The 15,287-nt window shown below is 59.2% G+C and carries 12 protein-coding genes and 2 pseudogenes; 5 read left to right on the top strand and 9 right to left on the bottom strand.

What is annotated here, in order from left to right; genetic code table 11:
• Positions 1-28: 28 nt before the first annotated feature.
• Positions 29-787: an Rpn family recombination-promoting nuclease/putative transposase gene (locus OMP40_RS01980; RefSeq protein ID WP_277528721.1), complete on the bottom strand. Its 759-nt coding sequence runs from the start codon at positions 785-787 to the stop codon at positions 29-31.
• 233 nt (positions 788-1,020) lie between these two features.
• Between OMP40_RS01980 and OMP40_RS01975 the strand changes: the two are divergent.
• A pseudogene (locus OMP40_RS01975) lies at positions 1,021-2,761 on the top strand (B12-binding domain-containing radical SAM protein).
• Positions 2,762-2,833: 72 nt separating this feature from the next.
• On the opposite strand, the gene OMP40_RS01970 reads toward OMP40_RS01975, so the two are convergent.
• Positions 2,834-3,406 (bottom strand): TetR/AcrR family transcriptional regulator, encoded by a 573-nt coding sequence (locus tag OMP40_RS01970; RefSeq protein ID WP_277528719.1) that lies wholly within the window; start codon positions 3,404-3,406, stop codon positions 2,834-2,836.
• Positions 3,407-3,557: 151 nt separating this feature from the next.
• On the opposite strand from OMP40_RS01970, the gene OMP40_RS01965 reads away from it, so the two are divergent.
• Positions 3,558-5,030: an MDR family MFS transporter gene (locus tag OMP40_RS01965; RefSeq protein ID WP_277528717.1), complete on the top strand. Its 1,473-nt coding sequence runs from the start codon at positions 3,558-3,560 to the stop codon at positions 5,028-5,030.
• A gap of 820 nt (positions 5,031-5,850) precedes the next feature.
• Here OMP40_RS01965 and OMP40_RS01960 read toward each other — a convergent pair.
• The 6 genes and pseudogenes from OMP40_RS01960 to OMP40_RS01935 all read right to left on the bottom strand — a co-directional run bounded on the left by OMP40_RS01960 (position 5,851) and on the right by OMP40_RS01935 (position 10,185).
• Positions 5,851-6,429, bottom strand: a complete 579-nt coding sequence (locus OMP40_RS01960) for a MogA/MoaB family molybdenum cofactor biosynthesis protein (protein WP_277528715.1) — start codon at positions 6,427-6,429, stop codon at positions 5,851-5,853.
• Positions 6,430-6,606: 177 nt separating this feature from the next.
• The gene (locus OMP40_RS01955) at positions 6,607-7,023 is read right to left on the bottom strand and encodes a hypothetical protein (RefSeq protein ID WP_277528714.1); all 417 of its coding nucleotides are present in this window, start codon (positions 7,021-7,023) and stop codon (positions 6,607-6,609) included.
• Between the two features lie 183 nt (positions 7,024-7,206).
• A pseudogene (locus tag OMP40_RS01950) lies at positions 7,207-8,185 on the bottom strand (type I phosphomannose isomerase catalytic subunit).
• A complete protein-coding gene (locus OMP40_RS01945; protein WP_277528712.1) occupies positions 8,182-8,586 on the bottom strand; it encodes a VOC family protein in 405 nt (134 codons plus the stop codon). The pseudogene OMP40_RS01950 and the gene OMP40_RS01945 overlap by 4 nt, the downstream one beginning before the upstream one ends.
• A gap of 14 nt (positions 8,587-8,600) precedes the next feature.
• The gene (locus OMP40_RS01940; RefSeq protein ID WP_277528710.1) at positions 8,601-9,212 is read right to left on the bottom strand and encodes a tRNA (mnm(5)s(2)U34)-methyltransferase; all 612 of its coding nucleotides are present in this window, start codon (positions 9,210-9,212) and stop codon (positions 8,601-8,603) included.
• 4 nt (positions 9,213-9,216) lie between these two features.
• Positions 9,217-10,185 (bottom strand): TIGR01212 family radical SAM protein, encoded by a 969-nt coding sequence (locus OMP40_RS01935; RefSeq protein WP_277528708.1) that lies wholly within the window; start codon positions 10,183-10,185, stop codon positions 9,217-9,219.
• A 345-nt stretch (positions 10,186-10,530) separates the two neighbouring features.
• On the opposite strand from OMP40_RS01935, the gene OMP40_RS01930 reads away from it, so the two are divergent.
• The 3 genes from OMP40_RS01930 (at position 10,531) to trmB (ending at position 12,607) form a co-directional block, all read left to right on the top strand.
• Positions 10,531-10,719: a hypothetical protein gene (locus OMP40_RS01930; protein ID WP_217597735.1), complete on the top strand. Its 189-nt coding sequence runs from the start codon at positions 10,531-10,533 to the stop codon at positions 10,717-10,719.
• A 157-nt stretch (positions 10,720-10,876) separates the two neighbouring features.
• On the top strand, positions 10,877-11,707 hold the full coding sequence (locus OMP40_RS01925; RefSeq protein WP_277528705.1) for an MBL fold metallo-hydrolase: 831 nt from the start codon (positions 10,877-10,879) through the stop codon (positions 11,705-11,707).
• A gap of 87 nt (positions 11,708-11,794) precedes the next feature.
• Positions 11,795-12,607, top strand: a complete 813-nt coding sequence (gene trmB, locus OMP40_RS01920; protein WP_277528703.1) for a tRNA (guanosine(46)-N7)-methyltransferase TrmB — start codon at positions 11,795-11,797, stop codon at positions 12,605-12,607.
• 353 nt (positions 12,608-12,960) lie between these two features.
• On the opposite strand, the gene OMP40_RS01915 is transcribed toward trmB, so the two are convergent.
• Positions 12,961-14,712 (bottom strand): methyl-accepting chemotaxis protein, encoded by a 1,752-nt coding sequence (locus OMP40_RS01915; RefSeq protein ID WP_277528700.1) that lies wholly within the window; start codon positions 14,710-14,712, stop codon positions 12,961-12,963.
• Positions 14,713-15,287 lie beyond the last annotated feature (575 nt).

Raw genomic sequence — 15,287 nt, 5'->3', positions numbered from 1 at the left:
CGCTTTTTTGCCTTGTTCAATCCCTTGCTCAATGCCTTCCTTTATTCCCCGTTCGTAACCCCATCGTTCCCACGCCGGCATCAGTTCCATAATCCGTTCCTCCTCTTCGGGATGCAAGCTGACGAATTCTCGCATAATCGACTTCTCTTCTATAGGATCCGGCTCGTAATACAAATCCGCTATGGAGCGGACGAGCGCCAGCCTGGCGCTGTCCAGCTTGCCCTTCATGCGCAGCAGCATCGATAAATAAGCGAGCCTCAAGCTGCGTCTGTCCTTTTTTATTATAGCCCATCTTGGCTAATAGCGCAGCGGCTACAGGGTTGTCGGAGTCGATAAATCTCCGCCAATCTTGCTGGCCGAGTTCGAGCTTGAGCATTCGGAATCGGAAGATTTCGTGCCAAGGCAACGCCATCGACAGGGTGTCGGGTTCGTTTTTCATGCCGTCTCCGGTAAAAACCGCGATCGGAACGATCAGCTTGTGATCCGCTCTGTACTTCTCGAACAGCCGGCTGAAGTAAATATACATCCGTTCCACAAATTTCGGATCCCGGTAGGACTGCGGTTCCAGATGAATGAGAATATAGGCGTCTTGGCCTTTCAGCTTGGTCTCGATTAGCAAATCCAGCTGCCGGGCCTCCGCCCCTACGATATCGACCAGGAGCTCCTGCATAAGCAAGCGCGTATGGGAATAGTCGATCCATTCGTCCAACTCGGGAAAGAACAGCTGAATAAATTCTTTAAAAAAGGTTTGCAGCAGCTTCTTGAAGGCTTCGTCGTGCGGCGCCATCTTTTTCCTCCTTTTCGGCCTGCGAACGCAAAAAGCCGCAAGCTCTCGTTTAGAGAAGCTTGCGGCGCATGCTTTGCTGCCGGTAACGTATTGCAACGATCATAGCATGCGAAGCTCGGTTCGGGCAACATCTTCCGCGGCGGCGACCTGTCAGTACGTCACCGCTTTTACACGGCACCCGCAATCCCTTACAATGGATAAGCAAAAGTCTGTTTTCAAAGAGAGGGACCAGCATGAGAGTCGTCCTCGCGACGCTGAACGCCAAATACATTCATACGTCGCTCGCCCTGCGCTGCCTGAAGGCTTACAGCCAGGACGAGTTTCCGATGGACATCGCGGAGTATACGATCAAGGACCCGCCGATGACCATCGTATCCGATCTGTTCGCCAGACAGCCTGACGTCGTCGGGTTTTCCTGCTATATCTGGAACATCGAAGAGACGATCACGGTCATCGATATGCTGCGCAAGATCCTGCCGAGAGCGACGATCGTCCTTGGCGGCCCGGAGGTATCCTATGATACGGAGCAGTGGATGCGGCGCCTGCCGGCCGTCGACCATATCATCATGGGCGAAGGCGAAGAGACGCTGCGCGATCTGCTTCGCGAGCTGTCCGGCAGCCGCAAGTTCCACTTCGTCTTCGGCCTTGCCTACCGCAAGGGAGACGAGATCGTCGTCAATCCCGGCCGTCCGAAGCTGGACCTGGCGACATTGCCGTCGCCGTACCGGTTCGAGGAGGACGTGCCGAGCCTCGCCAATCGCGTCGTCTACTTCGAAACGAGCCGCGGCTGTCCGTTCAGCTGCCAGTTCTGCCTGTCGAGCATCGAGGTCGGCGTACGGTACTTCGATATGGACAGCGTCAAAGCCGACATTTTGTACCTGATCGACAGCGGGGCGAAGCTGATCAAGTTCGTGGACCGCACGTTTAACATCAAGCGGGATTACGCGCTCGAGATGTTCCGTTTTCTGATCGAGAACCACCGGGGCTGCGTGTTCCAGTTCGAGATCACGGCGGACATCATGCGGCCCGAGGTACTCGACTATTTGGCGGAGCATGCGCCCCCCCGGCATCTTCCGCTTCGAGATCGGCGTCCAGTCGACCAACGACGTCACCAACCTTGCGGTGCAGCGCAGACAGAACTGGAGCAAGCTCGTGCGAACCGTGACGAAGGTCAAGGAGAGCGGGAAGATCGACCAGCATCTCGATTTGATCGCGGGTCTGCCGCATGAGGATTACGATACGTTTCGCAAAACGTTTAACGATGTATTCGCGCTTCGTCCAGAGGAGCTGCAGCTCGGTTTTCTGAAAATGCTGCGAGGCACGGGCCTTCGGCAGGATGCGGACAAGTTCGGCTATATCTACATGGACAGGGCGCCGTACGAGATGCTCGGCAACGATCTGATGCCGTTCGCGGACATCGTCCGCATCAAGCGCGTGGAAGACGTGCTGGAGAAATACTGGAACGCGCACCGCATGAACCGGACGATCGAATATTTGGTTCACGTGGCGTATCCGTCGCCGTTCGACTTTTTCCAGCGGTTCGGCGATTACTGGGAGGCGCGCGGCTGGCAGCGGATCGGTCATCAGCTTGAGGACCTGTTCGTCCGGCTGTGGTCCTTCCTCGAGGCGGACAAGCATCCCGCGCTCGATCTGGACGTGACCCTGGCGCTCCTCAAGATCGATTACTATCTTCAGCACAAGTACAAGCCGCGCAAGCTTTGGTGGGAGGATCGGCTCGGCAAGGAAGATTGGACCGCACGCTTCAAGCGGGCGGCCGCGGAGCTTGACGTCGATGAGCGTGAGCTGGCTAAAAAGGCGTCGATCGACCGCGTGCCGTTCGATTATGCGCGCTGGGAGCGGGAAGGGATCGTCGATCGTACGCGGGAGTCGACGCTCGTCTTCGTTCACGGCGGCGAGGAAGCATCCGCGCGAATGGTCGTCTTGGACGGTCAAGAACGGATCGAAGCCGTATGAGAAAATCAACCCGCACGGCAGCTGCGCGCAAAAGAAAGGACGGACTCGCCTTCAGAAGCGAAGCCGTCCTTTTTATTGCGATTGCTGGTTAAATATAGACGGATTCAGCAGTTGTCCGATATAGCGGTCCATCGTCTCCGCAGGGATGTCGCCGCCATGCTGCACCCACCAAGCGGCGATCCCGTTGATCGCCCCGGCATAAAATTCGGCGATGATCTCGGCCGGGACGGAGAACGGCCCGTCTTTACGTTCGAGCGCGAGCAGTTCGTTTTTCATGAAGTCGGATCGGATGCGCTGCATGAGGCTTTTAATGGACGCGGATTCCAGTTCGGACTTCATCAAGGTACGGAACTGCCGCCGATGCCCGAATTGTTCGAGCAACTGCATCGGACGCCGCATTCTTTCTTCGAAGTCCATCGCCGCGAGCTCCTTGTTCAATTCCTCACAGCCCACGCAGAGGAGATGGTACTTGTCCTCGAAATGCTTGTAGAACGTCGTCCGGTGAACCATCGCCCGTTCGCAAATCTCGGCGACGGTGAGCGATTCGAACGTCCGGCCGGATTCGCCCAGGAGTTCCATCAGCGCGTCCCACAGCAGCTTGCGGGTGCGCCGCACTCGAAGGTCGGTAGACCCGTCGTTTTTCATATACATTAAGACCTCCGATGTAGATTAGACTACATTTATTGCGAATTGGTTCTTGACCGCGAACGGCGAACGCATTGTATAGTTAAGACTAACACTCGTACAAATATATATACAAGTGTAGACAAAGAGGATGAGATAGGAGGCTTTACCCATGAACGCCGCATCACCGTCGTCCGGAGGGACGGCAATCGATTTAAGCAAGATACGCAGGGGTCCGATCGTCTTTTCGCTCATTATCGGCGCCTTCGTGGCCATCCTGAACGAGACGCTGCTCGGAAACGCGCTGCCGGACTTGATGAAGGAATTTAATGTCGGCGCGACGACGATCCAGTGGCTCAGCACGGCCTACATGCTCGTCATCGGCGTCCTGGTGCCGATCACGGCGCTTTTGCAGCAATGGTTCACGACGCGGCAGATGTTTTTGTCCGCGATGACCTTATTTCTCGTCGGCACGGCCATCTCGGCCTTCGCGCCAGAGTTCGGCGTGCTGCTCGCCGGCCGCGTCGTACAGGCGATGGGGACCGGGCTCATGCTGCCCGTGCTCATGAACACGATCCTCGTCATTTTCCCGATCGAAAAGCGGGGGGCGGCGATGGGGCTGATCGGCCTCGTCATCATGTTCGCGCCAGCGATCGGGCCGACGCTGTCGGGACTGATCATCGATGCGCTCGATTGGCGCTGGCTGTTCTATCTGGTATTGCCGCTTGCGGCATTCTCCATTATTTTCGCCGCGGTGTTTCTCCGCAACGTCACCGATCTCACCAAGCCTAAGGTCGATATCGTCTCGATCCTGCTGTCGACGATCGGCTTTGGCGGCATCGTGTACGGCTTCAGCAAGGCGGGCGAGAGCGGCTGGAGCGACACCGAGGTCGTATGGTCCCTCGCGGCCGGCGGCGTTTCCCTGCTGCTGTTCATCTGGCGCCAGTTGGTCGTGAAGGAGCCGATCCTTGACCTTCGGGCCTTCAAGTATCCGATGTTCAGCCTGGTGACGGTACTGCTGTTCGTCGTCATGATGACGATGTTCTCCACAATGACCATCCTGCCGATGTTCCTGCAGAGCGCGCTTTTGCTGACAGCCTTCAAGTCGGGACTAATCATGCTGCCAGGCAGCGTCATCAACGGGATCATGGCGCCCGTATCGGGCAAATTGTTCGACAAGTTCGGGCCGCGGGTGCTCGTGATTCCGGGACTTGCGCTCATGGCGCTGTCGGTGTGGATGTTCACCGGCATCGATACGGACGTCTCCAAGGGCTACGTCATCTTTATCCACATCGTCTTGCTCGTCGGCATCTCGATGGTCATGATGCCTGCGCAGACGACGGGGTTGAACCAGCTGCCGCGCCATCTGTATCCGCATGGCACAGCCATCCTCAACACGCTGCAGCAGGTGTCCGGGGCGATCGGCACGGCGCTGTTCATTAGCATCATGTCGACGGGCTCCAAAAACTACCTGGCCGGCTCCGAAGATCCGGACGCGCCGGCCGAGCAGGTCGCCGGTCTGATGGCGGGCTTGCACGATGCGTTCTGGATCGGCTTCATCGTCGCGCTCGTCGCGCTGGTCGTCGGCTTGTTCATCCGCCGCACGAAGGCGCCGGAGGAGCAGGAGACCAAACAGGTCGCATAAGGCTTGCCTTTTAGGAAAGTATTGCCGCTCGTCGCTAGTCGGCGGGCAGGCAGTGCTTTTTTTGTTGTGGAAGCGGACGATGGCCATCGTTCGGGGGGGAGGTTAAGCGAAATGCAGGATGCTGGCAGATACGCGAAAAGATGGTATCGGAAGTTTTTTCTATTATGGCGTGGCTGGCTGGAGAAAATGACGTGGATAGCGGAAGTTTTTTCCGTTATGGCGTGGCTGGCTGGAGGAAATGACGTGGATAGCGGAAGTTTTTTCCGTTATGGCGTGGCTGGCTGGAGGAAATGACGTGGATAGCGGAAGTTTTTTCCGTTATGGTGTTGCTGGCTGGAGGAAATGACGTGGATAGCGGAAGTTTTTTCCGTTATGGTGTGGCTGGCTGGAGGAAATGACGTGGATAGCGGAAGTTTTTTCCGTTATGGTGTGGCTGGCTGGAGGAAATGACGTGGATAGCGGAAGTTTTTCCGTTATGGCGTGGCTGGCTGGAGGAAATGACGTGGATAGCGGAAGTTTTTTCCGTTACGGCGTGGCTGGCTGGAGGAAATGACGTGGATAGCGGAAGTTTTTTCCGTTATGGTGTGGCTGGCTGGAGGAAATGACGTGGATAGCGGAAGTTTTTTCCTTTATGGCGTGGCTGGCTGGAGGAAATGACGTGGATAGCGGAAGTTTTTTCCGTTATGGCGTGGCTCGTGGGCGGAAATGTAGTGTTTAGTGGAAATTTTTTTTGCTTTTGCTGGCGTACTGGTGAAAAATGGCGAGGACAGCGGAAGTCACCTCCGTTTCCCTCGCCGGCTATAACTTTATGAAAGGCCCGTTACTTCGGATCGTCTTTGTAAATCTCCCGCATGACGTGGCCGAGCTCGGGGACGATGAGTCGGGTCATCGCGAGACGCACCGCGCCGGTCGAGCCTGGCATGGAGAATACGGCGGTGCGGCCCATCGTGCCGGCGATCGCGCGGGATAAAATGGCGGCCGTGCCGATGTCTTCGGTGAAGCTCAGCATGCGGAAAATCTCGCCGAAGCCCGGCATTTCCTTGGTGAGCAAGGCGGCCACGGCTTCGTAAGTCGTGTCGCGCGCTGCGATTCCGGTACCGCCATTCAGCAGCACGGCCTCGATCGCGGGATCGGCTTCGGCCTCTCGAAGCAGCTCCCGGATGCGTTCGTACTCGTCCGGCACGATGAGCGCGCGCCGCACCTCGTGTCCGTACGATTCGAGAAGCTCCCGGATGAGCCGACCGCTCTTGTCGGTGTCGGGCGTGCGTGTGTCCGATACGGTGACGATCATGCAGGCGACGGAGGATGGGGCCTCGCGCCTATGCTGTTCGGCGGAAGTGATGGATTCGATGGGAGCTGCCTCCTTGAGTCGCTGATTCGTATCAAGTGGTTGAGCCATACTAAGTCATTAAGCCATACTAAGCGTTGAGTCACATCAAGTCGTGAATCCTATCAAGGCGCTGAATGATAAAAAAACGGCGAACCCGATTTCCGGACCGCGAGGCGGATTCGAAAATGCAGGGTTCGCTTCTTGCTGTCACTAGATGGACGACCGACCTTTGCGCAGTCGATGCGGTTACTCCGGTCGGTACGACGCGGCCGAGTCGTCTTCCGCATACTGTCCCTCGTCCGCGCGCACGTCATGCGCGGTACCGGCGGACCCGGTGCGGATAAGCCGGTCCGCGATCGCCGGCAGCAAAAGAAAGAGGGCGTAGGCGAGCGTCATCCATACCGTAAACGTGTGGTACTGCCCTTGATCGAGATCGTATAGGACCTTGTCTCTGTAGAGAAGGACGAAGGTATTGAGCAAAAGACCGATCAAGGCGCCAACGAAGCCGAAGCGGGTAGCCGAGCCCGGCGTCCTGAACAGCCGGAGCCGCACGACGAGCGCCACGCCCAGAATGACGAGCGCGGTCAGCGCCTCCAGCAGAAACAGCGAAGCGCCGAACTGGCGATCCTCGGCGGCGACGAGCACCCAATCGCCGAACAGCATAAAAAAACAGCGTGCCGAGCGCCCACATCGCGATACCCAGCCCGGACAAAATCAACATTTGTCTCAGCATGCCATGGATCTATCCTTTCGCGTCCGCCGAAGGGACGCGGGAATGGTCGGGCAATGAAACTAAAGCGCCGCCGCAGCCCCAATTGCCCGAAGCTGCAAGCGCATCGTCCCAAGTTAAGGCAGCTGGCTCCGCAGCACGGTCATGTCGCCGCCGAGACGATAAGCGCCCAGGTTAGCCGGCAGAAGGAGGCAATCGCCGGCTTTGATGTCCAGGCTGCCGCCGTCCCAGCCGATCGAGCCTTGTCCCTGCACCGCGATCAGGATGACGAAGCTGTCCGATGGCGTCGCCAGCTCCCAGTCGCCCTTCACGACGCCTTTGTCGGTCTCGAAATACGGCGAGGAGGCGAGGCGAAGCCACTCTCCGGCCGGCGTGCCCGCCGTGGACATGCGGCTCGCGCCGGCGCCCTCGTAGTCGGTCACGTTCAGCGAATCCGCGATATGAAGCTCGCGCGGCTTGCCGTCGAGACCCGGACGATCGTAGTCGTAGAGGCGGTAGGTCGTGTCCGAATTTTGCTGGATCTCGGCGACCAGGACGCCCGCGCAGAGCGCATGTACCGTGCCTGCGGGGATGTAGAACGTGTCGCCGGCCTTGACGGACACTTCCTGCAGCGAATCCATGATCTTGCCTTCTTCAATCGCGGCCGCGAGCTTTTCGCGCGTCGTGCCCGGCTTTAGGCCGTAGATGATCTTGGCGTCCGGAGCGGCGTCGATGACGTACCACATCTCGGTCTTGCCGAGCTCGCCCTTGGGCAGGCCGGCGTAGTGATCGTTCGGATGCACCTGGACGGACAGGTCGTCGTTGCAATCGAGCAGCTTGATGAGCAGCGGGAAACGGCCGAGGCCCGCAACGGCCCCCCTTCGCGCCGAACCACTGCGCGCCGAAGCGCTCGCGGATCTCGTCGAGGCCGAGTCCGGCCAGTTCCCCGTTCTGCACGTGCGAGACGCCGTTCGGATGGTCGGCGATCATCCAGCCTTCGCCGATGTGGCCGGGGGGGACGTCGAAGCCGAACTGCTCGAGCGCGCGGCCGCCCCAAACGCGTTCCTTGAACTCGGGCTTGAAGTGAAGCGGGTAAGGTCTGGTCGATTGGGTCATGCTGGATTGCCTCCTCTGGTCGATTGGAAAAATTCTAGCGACTCGCCGTCCGGACCGCGGAAAAAGAAGTAGCGGCTTCCGTTCGGCAGCGTCGTAATCTCGGCGTCGAGCCCGTCGACGTCCAGCAGCGAGACGCGCGAGTACTCGGCTTCGATGTCGTCGACGTTAAAGGCGACGTGGTGCACGCGACCCTCGGGGGCGAGCGTCCCGTCGTACCCTTCGATGAGCTCTAGTTCCGTCTCGCCGGCGCCGGGAAACGACAGAAACGCGAGCCGGATGATCCCGTTCGTGTGAAGTATCGTGTCCGTATGTACGAGTCCGACGATCTGCGCGTAAAAGGCGATCGATCGCTCCAGGTCGTTCGTCATGATGCCGACGTGCTCGATTTTTCTGACAGCCATGCAACAATCCTCCTTTATTTTTTCTCCAGCGCGTACAAATACGGCGATCCCGCCCGCTTCGGAAAGCGGTACAGCAGCGCCTGGACGGCCTCGTCGGGCAAAACGTCGATCCAGGCGCCGACGGCCGTCGCCTCGTCCTGTCCGCCCTCGTGGCCTGGATAGACCGCGATCGTCGCGATGCCGCCCGGCGCAAGCAGGCGAATGGCGGCGTCCAGGGCGGTCAGCGTCGTGTCCGGCTTCGTGATGATCGGGCCCGCGACGGCCGACGCGTCCGCTCCCCTCGGCAGGTAGCCGAGGTTGAACATGACCGCGCCGACGCGTCCGTGCGCTTCGGCTGGCACGTGCGCCGCCATCTCCTCATGCCCGGCATGCAGCAGCGTCACCTCGCCGAGCGCCAGCGCCGCGCCGCCGTCCGCTTCAGCCGCCTCAAGCAGCCGCTTCTTCGTGCGCGCCAGCGCCGCCTCCTGCACGTCGAAGGCATACACGCGTCCGCCGGGACCGACGGTCCTGGCCAGGAACAGCGTGTCCACGCCGCCGCCGGCGGTGGCGTCGACGACCGTCGCGCCCGGCGCGATGCGCTCGGCCGCCAGCCGCTGGGCCATCGTCAGCACCGATAGGAAGCCCATGCGATCAGCTTCCCTTCCAGTGCTTACCCTGCCAGCTGCCGCGCCGCACCAGCTCCGCGTCGATGGCGTTCAGCACTTCCCATTTGTTCAGGCTCCACATCGGCCCGATCAACAGATCGCGCGGCGCGTCGCCCGTCAGGCGATGGACGATCATCTCCGGCGGAAGCAGCTCCAGCGAATCGACGATCAGCTTCACGTATTCGTCCATGTCGAGGAACCGGAGCAAGCCGTCGCGCCACTGCCGCACCATCGGCGTCTTGCGCATGAGATGAAGGAGATGGATCTTGATGCCCTGCACGTTCATATCCGCCGTCTGCCGCAGCGTCTCCATCATCATCGCCTCGTCCTCGCCCGGGAGGCCGTAAATGATGTGCGTGCATACCCGGATGCCGCGCGCCCGAAGGCGTTCGACGGCGTCCACGTAACACGCGGTGTCGTGCGCGCGGTTGATCAGCGTCGAGGTGCTCTCGTGCACCGTCTGCAAGCCCATCTCGATCCAAAGGTATGTGCGTTCGTTCAGCTCCGCCAGATAGTCGACGACGTCGTCCGGAAGACAGTCCGGCCGAGTGGCGATGGAGAGGCCGACCAGACCCGGCTGCTCCAGAATGACTTCGTAGTACTCCTTCAGCGTAGCCAGCGGGGCGTACGTATTCGTATAGGCCTGGAAATACCCGATGTACTTGGCCTCCGGCCACTTGAGATGCTGACGGTCCCGGATCGTATTGAACTGGGTGACGAGATCCTGCCGGCGGCTGCCCGCGAAGTCGCCGGAGCCGCGCGCGCTGCAGAACGTGCAGCCGCCGGCCGCGATCGAGCCGTCCCGGTTCGGGCAGGTGAAGCCCGCGTCCAGCATAACCTTGAACACCTTGGCGCCGAACTGGCGCCTCATTTCGTGATTCCACGTATGGAATCGCTTGCCGCTCCACTCCGCAGGCCGAACGGCATCGCCTGCTGTATTTTCAATGATCGGCATATTCGTCCGCCGCTCCTTGTGCGCTTGTCTTTAGTCGCGTGCTTAAACTTCTTCTGTCGCGTGCTTAAACTTCTTCTATTGTAGCTGAAAATGCCCCGCCATTCCATTTTCATCGATTCATTTTACATCCCCGCGCATTTCCGATAAAGAAGTTTTCTTGAAAAAAGGCGCCTTCAAGGCGATCGTCTCCTTGCTAAACCTAACATGATCTGTTATATTAAAAGTGCGTCAGATCAATGATCGAATCTGACATCAATACAAATTAGACGTCTGTCGGATACAGTCGTAAAGGTGCGGATATGCTAGGTTTTACCCCATCATAAATTTAGAAAGCGAGTGAAGTTCATGAGCACTTCCGTACGCATACCCCAAGGCGACGATACGATGAAGGTAGAACTCACGGTCAAGGAAATGATGGCGCTGGCAGGCGTCAAGTTCAACAACAACCATCTCGTCGGCGCATCCGCGAAGAAGAAGCTGCAGGAAGCGATCGAAGTTCATTACCATATCGAAGAGAACCGTCCGCTGAATTAATCCGAAGCAGACTTTTATAGGCCGCTTGTCCCGATCCGGGGAGGCGGTCTTATTTACGTTCAACGCTCCCGTTAAACGGAGGCCGGCCGCTGCGCGTTCTTTTCGATTGGCGCCGCTTGACTTATACTGAAGCAGGCAGGTCTAAGGAGGACGAAGGATGCTGAGGATAGCGGACGGCGCGGTAGCCGTATTCGAGAGCGATCTGTACCGCACGACCTCGACCGTCGTCGTGACGGACAAGCACGTCGTCGTGGCGGATCCTTGCTGGCTGCCGCGGGAGGTCGAGGAGATCCGCGCGCACGTCGAGCAGGTACGGGGCGATCGGCAGGTCGTGCTGCTGTTCACGCATTCGGACTACGACCATATTATCGGTTGGGGCGCATTCCCCGGCGCCGCCGTCGTCGCGAGCGGCAGCTTCGCCCGCAGTCCCGATGCCGAGCGGGAGCGGAACCTGGATCAGATCCGGGATTTCGACGACCAGTATTATTTGAAAAGAAATTACGGGATCGCGTATCCCGTCGTGGACCACCCGATGGACGGCGACGGCGCGGCGCTGCAGCTCGGCGGCGCGAGGCTCGTCTGTTACCAGGCGCCGGGACACAACGCCGACGGCATGATGACGGTCGTGGAGCCGCACGGCATTTTGATCTTGGGCGATTATTTGTCCGATGCGGAGTTCCCGTTCATTTATGAAGACAGCATCAGCTACGAGCAGACGCTGCGCAAATTCGATACGATCGCGCTTCGCCACGACATCAAGCTGTTCGTGCCGGGGCACGGCTCACCTTCGACCGGTCTTGCGCATATGAGAGCGCGGCGCGACGCGGATCTGCGCTACATTCGGGAGCTCCGGCGACTGGTCGCCGCGGGAGACGAGGAGGGCTTGGCCCGACTGGTCGCCGATGCGCCTTTTCCGCGTAACCAGCGCAAATGCCATGAAGAAAACGTGAATCAAATCAGGCGGGAGCTGGCGGATGCGGCGGAGTAGCGGTCCGGCCGCCGCTTTACAAAGAAGGCCGAAGCCTGCACAATGAATGCGGCAAGGTTCTATTATCGGCGATACGGGAGGATCTACATGCGATTGCGCGGCAGGAAATTTAAGCAAGGACTCGAGGCGCAGGCCGATCTGGTGGTGCTGGAGCCGCAGAAGCTCAAGGGGCGGTGGCGCGCGTTTTTCGGCAACGACCGTCCGATCATGATCGAGATCGGCATGGGCAAAGGCCGGTTCATCACGCAGATGAGCGCGAGGAATCCGGAGATCAACTATATCGGGATGGATATGTTCGACGAGCTGCTGCAGCGGGGCAGCGAGAAGGCGCGGGCCGTATGGCGGGAAAAGGGCGAGGAGCGCGTGCCCAATCTGGCGCTGGTCCGCGGTAACGCGGAGTTTCTCGAAGACATGTTCGAGCCGGGGGAGCTGACGCGGATCTATCTGAACTTCAGCGATCCGTGGCCCAAGAGCAAACACGGCAAACGCCGGCTCACGCACCCGCTGTTCCTGATGAGGTACAAGCGGCTGCTGTCGGACATCGGCGAGATTCATTTCAAGACCGACTCGCTTAGCCTGTTCGAATTCTCGTTGAACAGCTTCGCGGACACGGGCCTGCAACTGCGGAACGTCTCGCTTCATCTGCACCGGGACGAGCTGCGCGAGGATCTCGTCATGACCGAGTACGAGACGAAGTTCGTCGGCCTGGGCCAACCGATCTATCGGCTCGAGGCCGTCATCGGCGCGCGCGCGCTCGCCGAGCACCGCGAGCGATTGGACGCCGAGCATGCCGACCAGGAGCGACGCGCGGAAGAGGCGCTCGCGCGCCGCAAGGCCGGGCTCGCCGTCGCCGGCGATGCGGACGAGGAGCGGGAAGCGGAAGAAGAACGGGCGGACTAGTACAGCACGGCGTAAATCATCAATCGATTAAAAGTGCAGAATTTTCACCTCAAACAGGCTCTTCGGCCTCGCGAACCGGTCTAAATGGCGCTGTAGGGGCAAAAAGTTACTCTACAGCTTCTCAAACCGGTCCAGCAGGTGCTTCATACCCAAACTTCTTATTTAATAGATCGATGATTTAAGCATGCGTGTACTAGGCAGCTGTCGACGAAAAAGGGATGTCCCTGGCGGTCCATGTATACGGACCAAGGGGACATCCCTTTTTTTGAACGGATCAGAACGCGGCTTCGCTTGCTAACCTTGCTAAGCCAGACAGGGGGGCTCTCGGACACAGGGGACGTAATTTCTTGCATTTATAGCTTAAACTTGTGCGCCATCCGCTGCAGATCCGACGCCAGGTCGCGCAGCGAATCGGCGGAAGCGCTCAGCGCCTCCATCTCCGCCAACTGCTCTTCGGAGGCCGCCGAGATCGTCTGCGCGAGCTCGTTGGCGTGACTCGAAATGCGGTCCATCTCCTGCATCGACGCGGCCATCTCCTCGGAGCTTGCCGCCATTTGCTGCGCGGAGGAGGAAGACTCCTGGATCTGGGTCGCAACGCTCTGCGTGGCCTTGACGATGGCGGCGAACGATTCGCCCGTCAGCTTGAGCGCCTGCACGCCCGCCTCGACCGCCGTTTGATTCAATTCCATCGTCGCTCCGGCCTCGGTCACATCCGATCGGACCGTCCGGATGAGCTCGGCGACCTCGCCTGCGGAGTCGCTGGAGCGCTGCGCCAGCTTCTTCACTTCGGCGGCGACGACGGCGAAGCCTTTGCCTTCCTCGCCCGCGCGCGCCGCTTCGATCGAGGCGTTAAGCGCGAGCAGGTTCGTCTGGCTCGCCAGCTCCGCGATCGCTTCGGCGACGCCGCCGATCTGCGAGGAACGCTCCGTCAGACGGGCCAGAATGCCGGAGAGCCGTTCGGTCGTCTCGCTGATCGTGCCCATCTTGCCGTCGGTCGACCGCAGCAGCCGGTTGCCTTCGGCCGCTTCGAACAGGGTCGTCTCGGACGAATCGAACGCTTCGGACGACGTATCCGCGATACGCTGGATGCCCTGCGTCATTTCCTCCATCGATTGCGAGCTCTCGGCGGCCGCGCGCGCCTGGGTCTCGTTGCCCGAGGCGATCTCCTGGGCAGCCAGCGCCACCTGCTTGCCGGCCTGGGTCGTTTCGGAGACGGCGAGGCTCATGTTGTTCGACGCGGCGTTCAGCCGGTCGGCATTCGCGAGCAGCGCGCCGACGATGTCCCGAAGATTGTCGTGCATCCGAACGAAGGAGCGTGCCAGTTCGCCGATCTCGTCGCGGTTGCGGACGGCGAGGTCGAGACGGCTCAGATCGCCGTCCGCCATGCGTGCCGCTTCGGAAGTGATCCGCTTGATGGGCGTTACGATCGAACGGATCAGCAGGAAAAGGAAAGGAGCGAACAAGAGCCAGCAAACCGCGACGGTGATCCAGATGGCATTCAGAATATGGCCTTCGCCGGCGTTGTAATCTTTCATATAGGAGCCGGCCGCGACGATCCAGCCCCATTCGCCGGGCACCTGAAGGGCGTATGTAATTTTCTGGGCTTCCTTCTCCGAATTGGGCAGCGGCCAGTCGTACAGGGTAAAGCCGCCTCCCTGCTTGCTTTTGGCGATCATGTCTTGGATGTAATAGAAGCCGGAGCTCGTTTTTTTGTCGATGATGTTCTGTCCCTCTAGCAGCGGATGGCCGAGCAGGTCGCCTTTTTCGTTCAAAATAAAAAAGTAGCCGTTTTCGCCCAGATCGAAAGCCTTCGTGATCGCGCGCGTGTCGCCCGATTTGGCGCCGATGAGCTGCTCCTTGACGTATTCTTGCGCCTCGGCTTCGTCCATGCGGCCGCCGGCCGCCTCGTTCTCGAAGCCTTCGGTGATGCTCGCGGCCATGTTCACGAGGTTTTTCAGGTTTTTCTCGATCAGCCGGCCCGACTCGTCATCGTAGATGCGATAGCTGACGACGCCGAGCGCGGATACGGGAATAATCAGTGTCAGCAAAAACAAAGGAATAAGCTTAAGACGGATCGATTTCCGCCACGAAAGAACAAATTTCATCCTTTTTCTCCCCCCTAATGACCATAAATCTAGGACTTCTGTCCTCTTCTATCGACATTATATTCTAATTTGGACAGCCTTTCCAACTGACCGGCGTAAGACGGTCTGTCGTGCCGTCGGGCGCGGCCGCAAAAATAGTGCCGATTAACCGGAAACCCGGGCGGCTTGACTGCCGTCTTATACAAAGGGACGATCTCCCGCGGCTTTGCGAATAACGTCAATGAACGGCCGTAACGGCGAATTCGGATTCAAGGAGGGATGCCGAAGGGCGAATAAAGAATCGCATCGTATCGAGAAGGATCGGGCCGTTTAACATGACCGGACGTATGGGTACACTTCTATGGAGATATTTGCGCGCAGCCGGAAAATGCAACCAGGCCCGTATGGCGCGGACGCCGTCGAATCGGGAGCCGGATGAGACTGCAGTCGCTTAAACGGAGTAACCGGGCGCAAGGGGAGGATATGAGGAAGAATTCGGGAACGCGGCAACGTTGATCGCGGTTTAATCCGCGTATCCGGTCCCATAGCGCCGGATACGGCAGCCTGGCGGTTTTGACAAAGCGAACCGAAGGTAA

The organism is Cohnella rhizosphaerae, from assembly GCF_029525575.1.
GTDB lineage: Bacteria > Bacillota > Bacilli > Paenibacillales > Paenibacillaceae > Cohnella > Cohnella rhizosphaerae.
Note: the sequence above shows the minus strand (reverse complement) of the source record. Positions and strands in the feature narration are given on the sequence as shown.

Excerpts from the sequence above, each read along its gene's own strand:
- OMP40_RS01935 (WP_277528708.1), bottom strand. The coding sequence starts at position 10,185 with ATGCCGATCATTGAAAATACAGCAGGCGATGCCGTTCGGCCTGCGGAG.
- OMP40_RS01980 (WP_277528721.1), bottom strand. The coding sequence starts at position 787 with ATGGCGCCGCACGACGAAGCCTTCAAGAAGCTGCTGCAAACCTTTTTT.
- OMP40_RS01945 (WP_277528712.1), bottom strand. The coding sequence starts at position 8,586 with ATGGCTGTCAGAAAAATCGAGCACGTCGGCATCATGACGAACGACCTG.
- OMP40_RS01970 (WP_277528719.1), bottom strand. The coding sequence starts at position 3,406 with ATGAAAAACGACGGGTCTACCGACCTTCGAGTGCGGCGCACCCGCAAG.
- OMP40_RS01940 (WP_277528710.1), bottom strand. The coding sequence starts at position 9,212 with ATGGGCTTCCTATCGGTGCTGACGATGGCCCAGCGGCTGGCGGCCGAG.
- OMP40_RS01965 (WP_277528717.1), top strand. The coding sequence starts at position 3,558 with ATGAACGCCGCATCACCGTCGTCCGGAGGGACGGCAATCGATTTAAGC.
- OMP40_RS01960 (WP_277528715.1), bottom strand. The coding sequence starts at position 6,429 with ATGGCTCAACCACTTGATACGAATCAGCGACTCAAGGAGGCAGCTCCC.
- OMP40_RS01955 (WP_277528714.1), bottom strand. The coding sequence starts at position 7,023 with ATGCTGTTCGGCGATTGGGTGCTCGTCGCCGCCGAGGATCGCCAGTTC.
- OMP40_RS01925 (WP_277528705.1), top strand. The coding sequence starts at position 10,877 with ATGCTGAGGATAGCGGACGGCGCGGTAGCCGTATTCGAGAGCGATCTG.
- OMP40_RS01915 (WP_277528700.1), bottom strand. The coding sequence starts at position 14,712 with ATGAAATTTGTTCTTTCGTGGCGGAAATCGATCCGTCTTAAGCTTATT.
- OMP40_RS01930 (WP_217597735.1), top strand. The coding sequence starts at position 10,531 with ATGAGCACTTCCGTACGCATACCCCAAGGCGACGATACGATGAAGGTA.
- trmB (WP_277528703.1), top strand. The coding sequence starts at position 11,795 with ATGCGATTGCGCGGCAGGAAATTTAAGCAAGGACTCGAGGCGCAGGCC.